The sequence below is a fragment of the Simiduia litorea genome, from assembly GCF_042853465.1.
GTDB lineage: Bacteria > Pseudomonadota > Gammaproteobacteria > Pseudomonadales > Cellvibrionaceae > Simiduia > Simiduia litorea.
In genome coordinates this window covers 2,222,276-2,238,225 of record NZ_AP031497.1, presented here as the reverse complement: position 1 = coordinate 2,238,225, position 15,950 = coordinate 2,222,276, and the positions used below count along the sequence as shown (strand labels likewise).

16 protein-coding genes are annotated in these 15,950 nt (G+C 48.7%); 11 read left to right on the top strand and 5 right to left on the bottom strand.

Translation table 11 applies throughout. The features are described 5' to 3' along the window. The first annotated feature begins 23 nt into the window (after positions 1-23). Positions 24-2,054, top strand: coding sequence for an acyltransferase family protein (locus tag ACGHTT_RS09960; protein ID WP_390590334.1), 2,031 nt, complete (start codon positions 24-26; stop codon positions 2,052-2,054). Positions 2,055-2,182: 128 nt separating this feature from the next. Here the strand turns inward: ACGHTT_RS09960 and ACGHTT_RS09955 are convergent, their stop codons facing one another. From ACGHTT_RS09955 to flgA, 5 genes are all read right to left on the bottom strand, one after another. Further along, positions 2,183-3,160: a hypothetical protein gene (locus ACGHTT_RS09955; RefSeq protein ID WP_390590333.1), complete on the bottom strand. Its 978-nt coding sequence runs from the start codon at positions 3,158-3,160 to the stop codon at positions 2,183-2,185. A 274-nt stretch (positions 3,161-3,434) separates the two neighbouring features. Then, positions 3,435-4,166, bottom strand: a complete 732-nt coding sequence (locus ACGHTT_RS09950) for a flagellar brake protein (protein ID WP_390590332.1) — start codon at positions 4,164-4,166, stop codon at positions 3,435-3,437. Between the two features lie 5 nt (positions 4,167-4,171). Beyond that, entirely contained in the window at positions 4,172-4,651 is a 480-nt protein-coding gene (locus ACGHTT_RS09945; protein ID WP_390590331.1) for a flagella synthesis protein FlgN, read from the bottom strand. A 77-nt stretch (positions 4,652-4,728) separates the two neighbouring features. Continuing rightward, positions 4,729-5,028 carry a flagellar biosynthesis anti-sigma factor FlgM gene (flgM, locus tag ACGHTT_RS09940; protein ID WP_390590330.1) on the bottom strand — a complete coding sequence of 100 codons (300 nt, stop codon included), beginning with the start codon at positions 5,026-5,028 and terminating at the stop codon, positions 4,729-4,731. 287 nt (positions 5,029-5,315) lie between these two features. Next, positions 5,316-6,026, bottom strand: coding sequence for a flagellar basal body P-ring formation chaperone FlgA (gene flgA / locus ACGHTT_RS09935; RefSeq protein WP_390590329.1), 711 nt, complete (start codon positions 6,024-6,026; stop codon positions 5,316-5,318). 204 nt (positions 6,027-6,230) lie between these two features. Between flgA and ACGHTT_RS09930 the strand changes: the two genes are divergently transcribed. From ACGHTT_RS09930 to ACGHTT_RS09885, 10 genes are all read left to right on the top strand, one after another. Next, complete coding sequence (locus ACGHTT_RS09930; protein ID WP_390590328.1) at positions 6,231-7,181, top strand: chemotaxis protein CheV; 951 nt, start codon at positions 6,231-6,233, stop codon at positions 7,179-7,181. A gap of 62 nt (positions 7,182-7,243) precedes the next feature. Beyond that, complete coding sequence (locus ACGHTT_RS09925; protein WP_390590327.1) at positions 7,244-8,086, top strand: CheR family methyltransferase; 843 nt, start codon at positions 7,244-7,246, stop codon at positions 8,084-8,086. A 228-nt stretch (positions 8,087-8,314) separates the two neighbouring features. Next, complete coding sequence (gene flgB / locus ACGHTT_RS09920; protein WP_390590326.1) at positions 8,315-8,719, top strand: flagellar basal body rod protein FlgB; 405 nt, start codon at positions 8,315-8,317, stop codon at positions 8,717-8,719. A 2-nt stretch (positions 8,720-8,721) separates the two neighbouring features. Further along, positions 8,722-9,156 carry a flagellar basal body rod protein FlgC gene (flgC, locus tag ACGHTT_RS09915; protein ID WP_390590325.1) on the top strand — a complete coding sequence of 145 codons (435 nt, stop codon included), beginning with the start codon at positions 8,722-8,724 and terminating at the stop codon, positions 9,154-9,156. A 14-nt stretch (positions 9,157-9,170) separates the two neighbouring features. Then, positions 9,171-9,881 carry a flagellar hook assembly protein FlgD gene (locus tag ACGHTT_RS09910; RefSeq protein WP_390590324.1) on the top strand — a complete coding sequence of 237 codons (711 nt, stop codon included), beginning with the start codon at positions 9,171-9,173 and terminating at the stop codon, positions 9,879-9,881. Between the two features lie 20 nt (positions 9,882-9,901). Beyond that, entirely contained in the window at positions 9,902-12,364 is a 2,463-nt protein-coding gene (locus ACGHTT_RS09905; RefSeq protein WP_390590323.1) for a flagellar hook-basal body complex protein, read from the top strand. 154 nt (positions 12,365-12,518) lie between these two features. Beyond that, positions 12,519-13,262 (top strand): flagellar basal body rod protein FlgF, encoded by a 744-nt coding sequence (locus tag ACGHTT_RS09900; protein WP_390590322.1) that lies wholly within the window; start codon positions 12,519-12,521, stop codon positions 13,260-13,262. Between the two features lie 101 nt (positions 13,263-13,363). Further along, on the top strand, positions 13,364-14,149 hold the full coding sequence (gene flgG, locus ACGHTT_RS09895; protein WP_390590321.1) for a flagellar basal-body rod protein FlgG: 786 nt from the start codon (positions 13,364-13,366) through the stop codon (positions 14,147-14,149). Positions 14,150-14,165: 16 nt separating this feature from the next. After that, on the top strand, positions 14,166-14,843 hold the full coding sequence (gene flgH, locus ACGHTT_RS09890) for a flagellar basal body L-ring protein FlgH (RefSeq protein ID WP_390590320.1): 678 nt from the start codon (positions 14,166-14,168) through the stop codon (positions 14,841-14,843). Further along, positions 14,840-15,946, top strand: coding sequence for a flagellar basal body P-ring protein FlgI (locus ACGHTT_RS09885; RefSeq protein WP_390590319.1), 1,107 nt, complete (start codon positions 14,840-14,842; stop codon positions 15,944-15,946). The genes flgH and ACGHTT_RS09885 overlap by 4 nt, the downstream gene beginning before the upstream one ends. Positions 15,947-15,950: the final 4 nt, after the last annotated feature.

Below are 15,950 nucleotides of genomic sequence, written 5' to 3'. Positions count from 1 at the left end.
CGCTCAAATTTAAGGCGTATTTCGTGAACAGTCTCCAACAGCATCAGGCAGGTAAAGATCACCGGCTGGATATCCAAGGTCTTCGTGCAATCGCGGTTCTCGTGGTACTTGTTTTCCACATATGGCCAGAATGGCTGCCCGGTGGCTATGTGGGCGTGGATGTGTTCTTTGTTATCTCTGGCTACCTTATTACCGGACTGCTTGCGCGTGAGGTGGAGCGTACAGAGCGGGTTGACTTGTGGGCGTTTTATGGCCGGCGCGTGCGCCGACTCATGCCGGCGGCGGCTTTAGTTGTTACCTTTGTAGCTGTGTCAGCTTTGGCTATGCCGGTGGTGCAATGGCCAAGCCTGGCAAAGGATGTTTTGGCCAGTACGCTTTATGTGCAGAATTGGTGGCTGGTTGAACAATCTGTCGATTACCTTAGTCAGGATCATACGGCAAGCGCACTGCAACACTACTGGTCTTTAAGTGTGGAGGAGCAGTACTACCTCTTTTGGCCGGTTATACTCTTGATCGGGTTGAGGCTTAAACGCGGCCTGATAAACCCAGCAGGGCTTTTTGGGCCCTTGGTGGTGACAATTGCGCTATTGTCATTCATTTACGGGCTAGTGGTAATTAACAGCCAGCCGGAAATTGCATATTTTTCTACCTTATCCCGAGTATGGGAGTTGGCGCTCGGCGGCGCTTTAGCCTTATACGGCGCTAAACTCGTTGGGCCGGCCAGTCTCAAATGGCTCGCTGGGGTGCTCGGTATAATTGGCATTATAGTGGCTGCTGTTTTTTACACAGACGCCATGGCTTTTCCCGGTGCGTTGGCGCTGTTGCCAACCTTAGGCGCGGCGTTGGTGTTGTGGGCAGGGGAGGGGCGAAGCTTCGAGCGAAAGGAACCATTTATCGCGCGCTTACTGTCACTTAAGCCTTTGGTATTATTGGGCGGTGTTTCTTACGCGCTGTACCTCTGGCACTGGCCTTTAATTGTCGTCTTTAAAACCGTGCTTGGCACAAGCCCCGATATTTTCGAAGGCGTTGTTATTATTGTCGTTGCCATTATCCTTTCTGTTTTGACAAAACAGTTCGTGGAAGACCGATTTAGATTTACATCAAAACCGGGTTTTGCGGCTGTCGGTGTGTTGTCGAGTTGCGTCGCTTTGGCAATGATTTGTTCAGCGGGTTTGAGCTTTTTCTACCATCAAAAAGTCGCTAACGCACTCGAGGGTGCAAAATCCCCCAGTGTATTGAAATCGCTTGCTGCAAAACCCTATAACCCTGATAAACCAACTGTGCCGGACGGTTTGGCTGCCCGAAAAGATAATCCGGACTTGTATCGATACAAGTGTCATGTAGGTATGGATTCAGCCAAGCCGAAAGCCTGTGAGTTCGGCGATAAGTCTGCACCAAAACTGTTAATACTGGTGGGGGATTCACATGCAGGCCAATGGCTACCTGCACTACAAATGCTGGCTAAACTTGATGCTGGTTGGCGTATTGTGTCCCACACAAAGTCCGACTGCCCCTTTGTTAATGTTTTACTCAGCAATCCGAGAAAAGGCGGCGCGTATACACCCTGTATGGAATGGAACCAAACCGTAGCAGGTATTATTCTAGCGGCTAAACCGGACTTGATCGTTACGAGTGCTTCGAATCAATACCGTGTTTTCGCTGACGACAATGATAATCTCTCGAAAATTGAGCGAGCGTATCAATCAACTTGGACGCCATTGCTGAATGCCGGCATTCCAATACTGGTGGTAAGTGATACGCCTCGTATGACTAAAGATATTCCCGAGTGCATGACTTCGCCCTTCGGGTCTGTTGAGGCCTGCTCGGTTAGTCGGGAAACTGTAGATTTTAATGATCCGATATCAAATGCGGCGACGCAAACAAAGGGTGTAAGGCTTATTGATTTTACGGATGCCATTTGCGATCAGGGGCGATGTGCGCCGGTAAAAGGCCAGTTGCTGATTTGGCGTGATAGCCATCATTTAACAGCAACTTTCACACGGTTTCTCGCGCCTAAGTTTTTGGATGTATTACCTGAATTGGCAGAAGAGTAAAAGGGGAAAGTATTGAAGTCTTTATAGGCTTACAGCTTACAGGCTGAGCGCGAAGTTCACTGTATGAACCTTTGGCTCTTTGTCATTCCTGTAAGCTGTAGACTTATTTTTCTAAACGCTGCTTCTTATTAATCTTCTAACAAATTTTTATTAAAAATAACAAAGCGTGGTTTGGGGCGATTGGTCGCGTCGTAAATAACGACGAAAACACTGCCATTTTGGTCATCTGGTACATTTACTTTAAAGGTACGATTCCGTATTTTAAGTTTGTTGCTATCGCTTGTTAGTTTGATCTCGCCGTAATACTGACCATTACCTAAAAACTCGAGTTCTTCTTTCTCTCCGTTGTTAGCTTCAATATAGAGTTCGGCGTACTGGCGATAACCTGAGGTGTCGGCGCCCTTTGTTTTGGTCGCCAATGTTTTCATTTCCTTTCGAGCACTGAGCTCTTGAGCTGTTAGTGGTGTATCAGGCTTTGCTGGCGTAGATTGTGTTGCAGGTGTGGCTGCAGCAGTCACAACGGGCTCCGGTTCCTTCAGCGCAATCGGGGCAGGTGCTGGTGCTACCGGCGCAGCGGTATACACAGGCTTGGTTGGCGCAGTCTTTGGTGCCGGTGCGCTAGGGGTATTCTTTACCGCAGCGATTTGGGTTTCTAGTGTTGCGACTTTAATTTTCAGTGACTGGTGGTCTGCCTGTGCGGTTTTTAGCTCCTTGCTAAGGCTCGCTAATTTCTCGGAGGTGCTTTCTAAGCGCTTTTTGCGGCTTTCAAGTCCATTTAAGGCAAGCTCAATTTTCTTTTGAGCAAGTTCTTGCTGCACAGCAGCGCCCTCGTCGGTGGAGGCTTTTGCTTGGGCTAGTTCTTCTTGAGCAGCGGCAAGTTCAGCTTTCGCTTTATCGAGCTTTTCTTGTGCATCTGCTTGTCTATTTGAATAGCTGGAAAGGCGGCTTTCTAGGGTTTCGATGCCGGTTTCTTTGTTTTCCAACTTTGCTTGGGTGTTATTGAGGGCAGCAGTCAGTTCTGCCTTTGTGTTCGCAAGGGTCAATTGCGAAGTAAGGGATACAACGAATGCTAGGCAGAAAGACACAGTGCGGCGAGACAACATCATTACAGGCTCCGATAAAGCTGGGGTTTGAGGGGGCGGATTCTACAGCAAGGGCGTGCGCGGTTGGCAGTATCGTAGCAATAGGCGAGAAGTGATTAATAAAGCGTCGGAAATGCTCATAAATTGCGCAATCGAAACAGAATTGTATGCTGTATGTCACATTCAGAGCAATATGGGTAACTTTTACTATGGTTGCATTGGCGACTTAGCAGGGAAAGTGTCGCCAAAAGGTTCTGTTTTTAAGTTTAGTGCTTTATCTGGGCGTTTGTGTCGGTACTTATAGCTTGCGATTTAGCAGGGTTCGCTGTTGATGTAAGCGCTGAGTCAGTAGAACCCATTGATTGATCGCTTTACTCTGGCTACTGGTTAGTGCTCGAAAGCTGAAGCCGCAGCGGTACTTGCTGGCTTGCTTGTCGAAACTGGGGTGCTTGGCTACCAAGCCTAAATCCCATTCCGCATCGCCATAATTGAAATGACAGTGCTGGAAATATTCGCTTGGCATTATTGGTGGGCGCACGAAGGTATCGAATTCGACCGCGAGGCCGTCGGCCGAGATATCTACGATTAAGCCTTCAAGTGGCTCAGCTCTGTCTGTGCCGTGTAATTGAATCGTCGTGAGTGGGGCGGTTAAATTAACCCTGAATGCGGCGCGTCTTTGCCGGTGCATCAGCTCGCTGGGAAAGGCAAGTTGGATTACGTCATTTTCGTCGCTGGTCGCTATGACGCTGAATAGACCGCTCACCTGCACTCCGCCGTAACTCGCTCGCAATAATAAGGTTTGACCTGGTGCAAGCTGCGCTTGAAGTGCTGAATCGTTAAGTTGATCGATGGATAAGGTTTGGCTTTCCAGCTCAGTCTCAAGCACTAGGCTGCTCCCTATCTGTTTGCTGCCAGCAAAGGTCACCGTTATAAGGCTTCTATGCAGCTGCAGCGCCCTCAGGGCGCGGTAGATGTCCTCGGCGTGGGTGAGGTGCTGTGCCTCTAGTGCCGCTTCGTGATCAACGGGCACGGTCGCTAGGCCTGAGCATAAGTTAAATTGCGCTTAGCCGCGCTATGGCCGCCTTTCCGGTTGTAGAGCTCTTGATTGCTTTCTGCTTGCCCGCGCAAAACACCGGTGAGTTTGGCTAGAACTCGCTGGCTTCGGGCCAGCAGCTTGCCGTTGGTTTCATTTTCCTGTTTGCAAGCCTTAATTTGCTGCTCTAAGGCGCGCCATTGTTGGAGCAGTTTTTCATCTCTACAGCGCCCTAGCAGCAGCATCCAGTTTTGCTGGTTATGGGTTAGTTTTTGCTCTGTGAGGATGGTAAAGCGCTTATTTGCACCTTGCGCAAGATTTACTAGCTCCTGATTTTTGCGTTCGATGATTGTTGCCAGCAATTCTGTATCTCGGCTGCCAAGCGCATCAGACTCTTGCTGCAGTAGATCGAAAAGCGCGTTTGCGGCATTTAGTTCTTGTTGGACGGTTTGAGCAATTTTAAAGGGGAGTGGGGTGGCCATGTTCGTTCCTCATTGCGCCTAGTGATACCTAAGCGCAGCAAGAACTATGCCGACGGACTATAGCGCGGAGTTAATTACTAGATGCCTTCGCTGGTTAGCATTTTCTCAGCAATACGTTCAGCATTGATTTGATAGCTTCCGTCGGCAATAGCAGCACGTAGGGTTGCTACCTTATCGTCGTTAACCGCGGGCGCCGAGGCAATGTTGTCCTCAAGACGTTTGAGGCTCTGCGCCTGATCGCTCAATTGGACGCTATCCAGCTTCGGAGCATCGATTTTGTTGGCTTTGCCCCCGTTTTCTGCATCGGGTTTTTGGCTAGCGCGTTGGCTGTTTTGGCTGCTAAGCCCTGTTAGCCCAGCTTTGGGATCAATAATCATATGAACCTCTGTATCCTTAACCCTAAATATAAACGTTAGACTTGGTCCACTGCGCGACGACGTTCAAGTAACGCCTTGTAAACTGTGGCCTCTACTGGCTTCTTAATCGAAACTCTGTTGTAAAAATAACCATTCTTGCTGGGTTATCGGCAGACTGATGAAGATCTTTAGTCGAAATTAGCCGTTATTTTGCTGATGGATTATGCACAAACTAGCATTGAGTTTAACGCAGTGCTAGGTATTACGGCGTTTAAAATCTGTGTCCACTCATCGCGTCCAGCAGGCCGTTACATAGGTACTTCAACTAGGCCTTCAGCAATAACTTTAGCCCGAACTTTACGATTTGAGCCGTTATTGGTAACCGTTATATGTTCTCCAACACGGCCATTGGCAAGCGCAGTGCCAGGCGTTATCACCCGAAGACTGCCTAGAAGTGCCGCAACTTGCACGGCATCACCTCGGCGTATGACTAAGGGCTCGATTAAATCTTGGCTTCTAATCACTTGGTGCGGCCGAATGGCACGACGGGCCTCTAGACCTTTTGCCCCATCAAGGCTAAGTAAGCTACCTTTACGGATAGTCGCTATATTCGTGCGTGCCAAGATTAAGTTCTCTTCATCGATGACTTGACCACGGGCTATGCTGGTATTTGCCGTGACAGCGTTACCCCAAATTTCAATCGCTGCAGAGACATAGAGTGACCAAGGCGCCTCGCTATCGCATTTCACTTGCGTCGTGGCGTTGCCTCCGCCGTTTGGTAAGCTTTGCGTATCCACCGTCAATTGATTGTCACACTGAGGAAACTTAAGTCGCTTATCGGGCGCATTGACGGCAATTTTGATGTCGTAATCCGGGTAGAGGGAGAGGTAATGGGTTGCTAGTGCGGCGTCCACGGCTTTAGCAATGTCGTCAATAGCTTGCCAGCGTTGGTCGCCGAAGCTTTGTCCTGGCGCGTAAAGGACCAAAAGCACACTAAATATAGCTAACAACGATTTCACGAATTTATGACCTATGCTTGTTAAACGCTCAAGGAGTTTGCCTTTAAGCCGACAACATCTGAGACGACGGTAATTTGGCGTATTTTGGTTTATATGAGACTGACTGCAACATATATGCCGTTGTGCGTAATTGAGTTATATGAACTATGTTTATAGCGGTACTCATAACACTACATACACAACAAGAATTGGTCGGGGGCCGTAATGGCAGGCGTTTTAGACAGCGTTAATCAACGAACCCAGTTAGTCGGCCAAAACCGGCTAGAACTGCTGCTGTTTCGCCTTGCGGGGAAGCAGTTATATGGCATAAACGTTTTTAAGGTGAAGGAAGTCTTACAGTGCCCCCCGCTCAATGAAATACCCAAGCGACACCCAGTCGTGCGGGGTGTTGCACATATTCGCGGTGGTACCATTTCCATCATGGATATGAATTTGGCAACAGGGCATGGGCCGTTAAAAAACCTAGAGAATTGTTTTGTCATTATCACAGAGTATAACCGTTCAACCCAAGGCTTCTTGGTCAGTAAGGTTGAGCGGATTATCAATATGAATTGGGAGCATATACACCCGCCACCAAAGGGCTCTGGCCACGAAAACTACCTCACTGCCGTGACTGAGGTAGAGGGCCAGCTAGTAGAGATAATCGACGTCGAAAAAATATTGGCGGAGGTTTCACCTATTAGTGAAGAAATCACGGCGGGGGTAATAGAGGATGGTATTGCAGAGCGTGTTGTCCAAAAGCACGTGCTTATTGTCGACGACTCCACTATTGCTCGCAAGCAAATCCAACGCGTGATCGAATCCATGGGGTTGCAAACAACGCTCTGTAAAGACGGCCGCGAGGCATTGGAGTTTTTGCAGGGTTTAGTTGAGGCAGGTAAAAACGTCACTCAGGAATTACTGTTGGTGATTTCTGATATCGAGATGCCTGAAATGGACGGCTATACCTTTACGGCTGAAGTACGTGGCAACCCCGCGTTGAAGGATCTGCATATTATTTTACATACATCATTAAGCGGCGTTTTTAACCAGGCAATGGTTAAAAAAGTAGGGGCCAATGATTTCCTCGCAAAATTTCACCCGGACGACTTAGCGCGTCGAGTCAATGAGCGAGTGAAGTCCATGTGTGGTGAAAGCATGTTGAATGAAGAATAACCTTGTTGGTCTTAACGTAGAACAATAGCGCTGTCGGTGTGGGCTGTCAGCGCTGTTTCCACATGAGTATTATCGGCTTGTCTCAAACCTTTTTAGACTCCGCACATTTTACTAAATTTCGTGATTTTCTACACGATGCCTGTGGTATTTACCTGGCTGAAAGTAAACAGTATTTGGTTACAACACGTATTAGCCCATTACTATCTCACCATAAATTTAAAGACTTAGGTGAGTTGGTTCAGGAGCTAGAGCGCAATAAATATTCGCCCTTGCGCGAAATTGTTATTGATGCCATGACCACCAATGAAACCTTTTGGTTTAGGGATACTTATCCCTATGAAGTGCTGAAAGCCCATATTCTGCCGGAGCTAGCTGGCCAAAAAAGCAGTATAAATATTTGGTCGGCTGCCTGTAGTTCTGGCCAAGAACCTTTGTCCATAAGCATGGCTGTGGAAGAGTATCAGCGCTTTAGCCCGAAAAAGTTGGTGAACGTTAATATAACTGGCACAGACCTGTCGCCCAGTATGTTAAAAATTGCCAGAGCTGCTACCTACGATCAGATGTCCGTTATGCGCGGCTTGTCGGTGGAGCGGTTAAATGCATTTTTCGACCAGTTAGGCGAAGATAGTTGGCGTGCCAAGCAACAAATTAGCCGGCGAATAACCTATCGAACGCTGAACTTACAAGACAGCTACGGCGGTTTAGGGAGTTTCGATATTATCTTCTGTCGCAATGTGCTGATCTATTTTAATAATGAGTTAAAACTCGATATTCTGAAGCGAATACACCGCAGCTTAAATCCCGGCGGAGTGCTTTTTTTAGGCGCCTCGGAGGGCTTGGCTGGAGCATCAGAGTTCTTTGACATGGTGCATTGTAATCCGGGTATTTTGTATCGGGCAAAATGATGCCTTTCGGTATGATCCGCTAGCGGTAATAATTTGCCGGTTAGCTTAACGTCCTTAATAAGTCCTTCCTGTTTTTCACCGCTTTTTCCTTTCTAATCAGGTGTTTACGATTTCCCAGATGCGTTGGCACAGGTGTTGCATTTGTTTAAACAAAATGAAGCGATAGGTGGTACGGGCTATTGACCCTATCTACCGCTATTAAGCAGCAATGGCAGAGCAGAGGACGTTATGGCAATTAGTTTTCAACAAGCGACGGGTTTCTTTGAGACCACCCTTGCTCTCAAGGCTGGCCGTGCGGAGCTACTTGCTAACAACTTGGCCAATGCCGATACACCCAATTTTAAGGCCCGAGATATTGATTTCAAAGCGGCGTTATCGCGCGAGTTAGGTGGCCAACATCGTGCAACCTTTACGTTGGACAATACTCAAGCACGCCATATTGATGGGCAAGCAGTCATGAGCTTAGATGACATTCTCTATCGCACACCGCTGCAGCCCTCGGTTGACGGTAACACGGTAGAAGAGCAGATCGAGCACAGCGCATATATGAAGAATGCGCTGGGTTTTCAAGCCAGCTTCACGCTGTTAAACGGTAAATTTAAAGGCCTAATGACGGCAATTCGGGGAGAGTAATCGTGTCTTTAGATTCAATATTTTCGATCGCTGGTTCAGGCCTAAACGCTCAAAGCCTCAGGTTAAATACAACCGCCAGTAATATGGCCAATGCCGAGTCTGCCAGCTCAAGTATTGATCAAACCTACCGTGCTCGGCATCCTGTTTTTACGACGGCTTTTAATCAGGCAAACGGCAATTTGCTTTTAGGTTCGCCCGAAAACATGGATGGCGGTGTGCAAGTGCTAGGCATTGTGGAGAGTAATGCACCCTTGCAGCAGCGCTACGAGCCCAGCCATCCATTGGCAAACGAAGAGGGTTACGTGTTTTACCCAAACGTTAATGTGGTTGAAGAAATGGCGAATATGATTTCTGCATCGCGAAGCTTCCAAACGAACGTTGAAGTTATGAATTCAGCGAAGCAGATGATGCAACGTGTACTAACGATTGGTCAGTAGGTGAGGGCAGCGCTATGAGCAGTATCAGTGATGTTGGCAGTGTTTTAGATCACCTCAATATTGGAACTAAGAATACCGCTAAGCCGAAAAGTAATGAGCTCGGTCAAGCTCAGTTCCTAGAGCTGTTGATGGTTAAGATGCAAAATCAGGATCCGCTGAATCCGCAAGATGATACTGCGTTTATCGCGGAGTTGGCGCAGTTCAGTGAGTTGGAGGAGATGGAAAAATTGAACTCTAACTTTTCTAATTTCTCGTCGGCCATGATGTCAAATCAAGCGCTGCAAGCATCGGCCTTGGTGGGTAGAAGTGTGACTGTGCCAACAAATTCAGCAACCTTGCAAGCAGGCAATGTTGTCAGTGGAAGTGCAGACCTTCCCGCTGCCACCAGTGATATGAAAATCAACATCTACGGTCAAAGCGGTGCACTTGTGGAATCTATTCCGCTTGGCTATCAGTCCGCAGGTGAAGTGGTTTTCCGTTGGGATGGCATGTTTTTGGAGGCGAATGGCGAAATGCTCGATTGGCAAAGCAGTCAACCCGAAGGGGTGCCGCCAGGTGCTTACCGCTTTGAAGTGATGGCAAGTGTTGACGGCGAACCTACACAGCTAGACACGGCCCTAAGTGCAAATGTAAACAGCGTGACAATTGGTGCAGGTGGTCAATTGACCTTGAATTTGGCTGGCATTGGCCCTGTCGCAATGTCTGAAGTAAAGCAATTTAACTAGTATTCTAGTGGGAGATTACAATGCCATTTAACACAGCACTTAGCGGCATTCGTGCAGCAAACTCCGACCTTAAAATCACTGGCAATAATATTGCCAACGCCAGCACTACCGGTTTCAAATCCTCGCGAGCAGAGTTTGGTGACGTCTACGCTACAACAATTTTGGGCGCGGGGGTAAACACCATCGGCGGCGGTGTGCGCTTACAGGCTGTATCTCAGCAGTTTAGCCAAGGTAATATAAGTTTCACAGAAAATGAGCTGGATCTTGCCATTAGTGGCGCTGGTTTTTTTATTGTGGATCAGGGTGGCGATAGGCTGTATACCCGTGCAGGGACATTTGGTCTCGATAAAGATGGCTATATTGTCAATAACTCCAATGCGCGCCTGCAGGGATTCGGCGCCGATATTAATGGAATTGTTGGCGGTATTCTTGGTGACATGCAAATTCAGACTGGCAACCAAGCCCCTCGACAAACAACCTTAGTTGAATCGGCGCTCAATTTGGATGCCAATGCACCGGTTCTGCAGCGCTCTGGCTCAACGTTATTAACCGATGGTAATGCCATTGCTGTTACCCAAGTCGGCCTACAAGTACCCACAACATCGACAGTGAATTCAACCAATTTTGCCTTGCCAGGTGCGGGGTTTGATTTTAATGCCAATACCATTACGTTTGATTTACAGCTTGCCGGTGCTGGGTCCGGCAATAATGGCACTGTCTCAATTACGCTAAATACAGCGTCCGGGGTGCCGGCAAATATTAATAATTTTAACGATCTTCGCACGCTCGAAGGCGTTATCAATGGGCAGATTTTTTCACCCACCTTACCGCAAACACCCATTGACGTTTTAGCGGTAGCTGTCGATGATGGCGGCGGCAATTTTCATCTCGAATTTCAAGCCTTACAGGGCGGCGAAGCGGCGCAAGTTACGGCAACAAACGCTAGCGCCAATGCTGGCACACTTGGTCTAGCAGGCGCCATTGGTGCCGGCACGATACAAGATAACTCCGGTACCCCCGCGGTCGATAACGGCTACCCACAACAAGGTATCGATATTGTCGGGCCGAACCAGACGGTAACATACACCAGTGCTGCAGGTGCCACAGCGTCTGAAATTGCATCCGAAATGAACGCCTTGGCAGGTGTTACAGCGACGGCAACTACCACGGCGCGTTTAGTCAATGCCGGCTACTCAAACGCCGCCGGTAATATGATTATTAACTTAAACAATGTGCAGTTAACATCGAATGATTTGACGACCTTAGCTGCTGAAATAAACGGTCTTTCAAACTCGACCTTGCCAGGCATTAGTGCCCAGTTAGATGCCGCAACCGGGGATTTAGTTATTACCTCGAATATTGGCGATGATCTGTCTTTTACCATCACCTCGACGACCGATGGCGATACGCTTGAGGTGCTGGGTAATCCAGCTGTTCCCTCTCAAACCTTGGAGGCAGATCCAAGCAATAATGGCGTCGCTGTTGGCAATTCCAATGCGACTACCAATGGTGTGGTGGTCGGCGGTGAAATTGATTTAATTCTTGATGAGGGTTACACACTTAACAATCCTAATCCGCCAGCGATTGGACTTTATAGTCCGTTTACTAGCACCAGCTTCACGCCCTTTGTCATCAACCAATTTGACCCCACGGATCAATCCACCTACAACCACGCTACGTCCGTTACTGTGTACGATTCCCTAGGTAATAATCATGTTATGACCCAGTACTTCGTCCGTCAAAATTACGATCCGAATGATCCTGCTACGTCGCCTAATCATTGGCTGATGTATGTGCAAATAGACGGCGTGGATGTTGGGGACCCAGACACCACCTTGCCACCACCCGGCAACGTTTTGCCGACTCGAGCGTCGTTTAACTTGCGCTTTAACTCTAACGGCGCACTAGACCCAGCATCGAGCGATCCGATTTTGGTTTCGAACTGGACTCCCTTAGATGCTAACGGTAATCCAAACGGTGCCCTCGGACCACAAAACCGCTTACAGGGTGGTGCATTACCGGTTGTCGAGCCGCCAACCAGTTCCAATATGGAAGTATCTATGGATGGCACGTCTCAATACGGCAGTAGTTTTGCTGTCAACAATGTGGATCAAAATGGCTACACCACGGGGCGACTATCCGGTATAGATTTAGATGACGAAGGTGTTTTATTTGCCCGCTTTACCAATGGTGAGGCCCAAGTCTTAGGTCAGCTCGCGATAGCTGACTTCGCTAACGTACAAGGCTTGCAGCCCGCCGGCGACACTATGTGGGCAGAGAACTTCGAATCGGGCATCCCGCAAATAGGAACGCCTGGTACGGCGGCACTGGGTATCATTAACTCGGGTGCGCTTGAAGATTCGAATGTGGATTTATCGGAGCAGTTGGTCAATTTGATTATCGCGCAGCGAAATTTTCAGGCCAGTGCGAAGACCATTGAAACGGCGGACGCCGTGACGCAAACCATCATTAACCTCCGCTAATCTTATTAGCCCAATCTTGGTTGTCTGCACGAGATTGGGCTGATTGCACTCTCTACGTTTACTTGCTCTTCCCATCTCAGCTCTGGCACCAAAATTGCAAAACACTCTGTAACAGCAAATAAGCGCAAAAAATTGTCGCTTGTTCGGAGGCAATATGGATAAGGTTTTGTATTTAGCGATGACCGCTGCCAAGCACAATATGCGTGCCCAAACGGCGCATTCAAATAACTTGGCCAACGCTAACACCCAAGGCTTCAAGGCCGATTTCTCACAGGCTAGGGCGATGCCGGTATTTTATGGTGACGGTTTACCGACGCGTGCATATGCGCTCACCGAAACCCCCGCGGTCGATTTAACCCAAGGCTCTATGAATGAAACAGGTAATGAATTGGACGTAGCGATCAATGGCGCCGGCTATTTTGTGGTTCAGCTACCCGACGGCCGAGAAATGATGTCGCGCGCCGGTAATTTTCAGATCGACGCCACGGGTGTGCTGCGTAACGCCGAAGGCATGGCCGTGCTCGGCAACGGTGGCCCCATTACGATTCCTCCTCAGGAAAAAATTGACATTGGGTTAGACGGTAGTATTTCCATCGTTGCCGCGGGTGAAGGGCCGCAAACGCCGGCGCAGTTGGATCGCCTTCGGTTGGTCAACCCAGATGGTCAGAATATTGAAAAAGACCCTAGCGGCTATTTGCGCACGCGCGATGGCGCGGCCTTAGTACCGGACGCCAATATTTCGGTTACCTCAGGTTTTCTCGAGGCGAGCAATGTGAGTGCAATCGAAGAGTTCACCTCGGTACTCACTCTGGCAAGACAGTATGAACTGCACGTCAAAATGATGAGCACCGCACAAGCGAACTCCGAAGCATCGGCACGCTTGCTGCAGATAAGTTAACGACATTAGGCCTTGCTGTGGCGCTTCGCGTTCTACAGTAGGACAACAACATCGACTGCGCAATTCAGTCGATACACAATTGAAAGCGGAGACTAGCCATTATGTTAGCTGCACTCTACGTCAGTAAAACGGGCCTTAGCGCTCATGACAAACAACTAACCACGATTTCGAATAACCTATCGAACGCATCGACCGTCGGTTACAAGCGGGACAGGGCGGTTTTTGAGGATCTGCTTTACCAAGTTCAGCGCCAACCAGGTGGCCAAACGACACAAGACACCCAGCTGCCCTCAGGCTTGCAGTTGGGCACCGGTGTACGCGTAGTCGGCACGCAAAAAGAATTCACCACCGGTAGCTTACAGGTTACGGATCAGTCGCTTGATGTCGCCATTAATGGGCGGGGTTTTATGCAAGTATTGAGGCCGGATGGAACAATTTCCTACACGCGGAACGGCCAGCTCCACTTGAATTCCGATGGCCAGATAGTGAACGCCAATGGCTTACTACTCGAGCCGGCAATCACCATTCCGAACGATGCCAACAGAATCACCATTGGTACCGATGGTGTGGTAAATGTGTTTGTTCCCGGCGATCCAAATCCTCAGCAAGTCGGTGATATTCAATTAGTGGATTTTATCAATCCAGCCGGTCTAGAAGCCATTGGTGGAAATTTGTTTTTGGAAACGGCTGCCAGCGGTAATCCACAGGCGGGCACGCCGGGTGAGGACGGGTTAGGGGAAGTTTTACAGGGTACGTTGGAGAATTCAAACGTCGATATTGTTGAAGAAATGGTCAACATGATAACCACCCAGCGCGCCTACGAAATGAATTCCAAAGTTGTATCTACCGCCGATCAAATGCTGCAGTTTATCACGCAGAATTTGTAACAGCTGGAGTCACGCCATGATGTTGCATCGATTATTGATTATTTGTTTTATTGCCACGGGCTTAATAGGTTGCGTTGTGGCAACGCCACCGTCGCCCAATGATCCATTTTATGCCCCGGTAATGAGTAATGCGCCCATGCCGACAGCGCCAACTAATGGGTCACTTTACCGTGGCGATTACAGTATGTCGTTCTTCGATGATCGGAAGGCAACACGTGTCGGCGATATCATTACCATCGTGTTAGATGAGCGAACCACGGGTAGCAAAAAGTCTGGCGTCAGCGTAAAAAAAGAATCTGACAATAGCTTTACGGGCTCAATCTTAGGGGTAACGCCACGACTTGGCGAGCACACCCTAGATACTGAAACCAAGTTTGATAGAGATTTCAATGGCGAGTCGGACGCTGATCAAAGCAATAGCTTGCAAGGTAATATCACTGCAACGGTTACCGATGTGTTACCCAATGGGAACCTTATTATTCGGGGTGAAAAATGGATAACGCTCAATCAAGGCGAAGAATTTATTCGTGTAAGCGGTATGGTTCGGCGCGAAGATATTAATCTTGATAACAGCATTCAATCTACCCGTTTGGCGAACGCTAGGCTCAGTTATGCAGGCAAGGGGCCATTGGCGGATTCCGGCCAAATGGGTTGGCTTGCTCAATTCTTTAATTCTCCGGTGTGGCCACTATGAATAATTATTTCGCTGGGCTAGTGATTTTGGGCTCCTTACTATTGTGCGCAAACACTCAGGCAGAAAGGGTTAAGGATATTGCCAATGTCGAAGGCGTTAGGGGAAATCAACTGGTGGGTTACGGCTTGGTGGTTGGTCTGAATGGCACTGGGGATCAAACCAATCAGACGCCGTTCACTGTGCAATCGTTTATGAACATGTTGAACCAGTTTGGTATCGCCTTACCGCAGGGTATTAAGTTGCAATTGAAAAATATTGCCGCGGTGACTGTCCACGCGGAAATGCCACCCTTTTCTAAGCCTGGTCAAACACTAGACATCACGGTTTCATCCATTGGTAACGCAAAAAGCTTGCGTGGCGGTAGTTTGATTATGACGCCGTTAAAGGGAATTGATGGCCAAGTCTATGCGGTGGCACAGGGCAATTTAGTTGTCGGTGGTTTTGGCGGTGAGGGCAACGACGGCTCTAAAGTAACGGTCAATGTGCCGAGTGTTGGCCGAATTCCGAGTGGCGCCATGGTCGAGCGCGAGGTGCCGAACCAGTTCGATAATGGCCGAGCGATTGTTTTCAACTTGCATAGGCCTGATTTCACCACTGCCAAACAAGTAGCCGAGAGTATTAATACGCTCTTGGGGCCGGACGTGGCGGCGCCAAAAGATGCTGTTTCAATTGCTGTGCAAGCACCTATCGATCCTGCGCAGCGGGTTAATTTTTTGTCTTTATTGGAAAACATTGAGGTTGTCTTAGGCGAGGAACCCGCGCGGGTGGTAATTAACTCTCGGACCGGCACTATTGTGGTTGGCCAGCATGTCAGAGTATCCCCAGTGGCGGTGACCCACGGTAGTTTAACGGTAACCGTATCGGAATCGCTGCAGGTTAGCCAACCCAACGCGCTTGGTGAAGGGCAAACCGTTGTCGTACCTCAAAGTAATGTTGGTATCGAGGAAGATATTAACCCCATGTTTAAATTTGATTCGGGTACCAGCTTGGATGATATCGTGCGCGCGGTAAATCAAGTGGGCGCCGCGCCCGGTGATTTAATGGCTATCCTCGAAGCGCTAAAGCAATCTGGTGCGTTGCGCGCAGAACTTATCGTAATCTAGCGGA

Bases quoted from the DNA above. Each gene is read 5' to 3' on its own strand.
- ACGHTT_RS09955 (WP_390590333.1), bottom strand. From the start codon at position 3,160: ATGATGTTGTCTCGCCGCACTGTGTCTTTCTGCCTAGCATTCGTTGTA.
- ACGHTT_RS09945 (WP_390590331.1), bottom strand. From the start codon at position 4,651: ATGGCCACCCCACTCCCCTTTAAAATTGCTCAAACCGTCCAACAAGAA.
- flgM (WP_390590330.1), bottom strand. From the start codon at position 5,028: ATGATTATTGATCCCAAAGCTGGGCTAACAGGGCTTAGCAGCCAAAAC.
- ACGHTT_RS09930 (WP_390590328.1), top strand. From the start codon at position 6,231: ATGGCAGGCGTTTTAGACAGCGTTAATCAACGAACCCAGTTAGTCGGC.
- ACGHTT_RS09925 (WP_390590327.1), top strand. From the start codon at position 7,244: ATGAGTATTATCGGCTTGTCTCAAACCTTTTTAGACTCCGCACATTTT.
- flgB (WP_390590326.1), top strand. From the start codon at position 8,315: ATGGCAATTAGTTTTCAACAAGCGACGGGTTTCTTTGAGACCACCCTT.
- ACGHTT_RS09910 (WP_390590324.1), top strand. From the start codon at position 9,171: ATGAGCAGTATCAGTGATGTTGGCAGTGTTTTAGATCACCTCAATATT.
- ACGHTT_RS09905 (WP_390590323.1), top strand. From the start codon at position 9,902: ATGCCATTTAACACAGCACTTAGCGGCATTCGTGCAGCAAACTCCGAC.
- ACGHTT_RS09900 (WP_390590322.1), top strand. From the start codon at position 12,519: ATGGATAAGGTTTTGTATTTAGCGATGACCGCTGCCAAGCACAATATG.
- flgG (WP_390590321.1), top strand. From the start codon at position 13,364: ATGTTAGCTGCACTCTACGTCAGTAAAACGGGCCTTAGCGCTCATGAC.
- flgH (WP_390590320.1), top strand. From the start codon at position 14,166: ATGATGTTGCATCGATTATTGATTATTTGTTTTATTGCCACGGGCTTA.
- ACGHTT_RS09885 (WP_390590319.1), top strand. From the start codon at position 14,840: ATGAATAATTATTTCGCTGGGCTAGTGATTTTGGGCTCCTTACTATTG.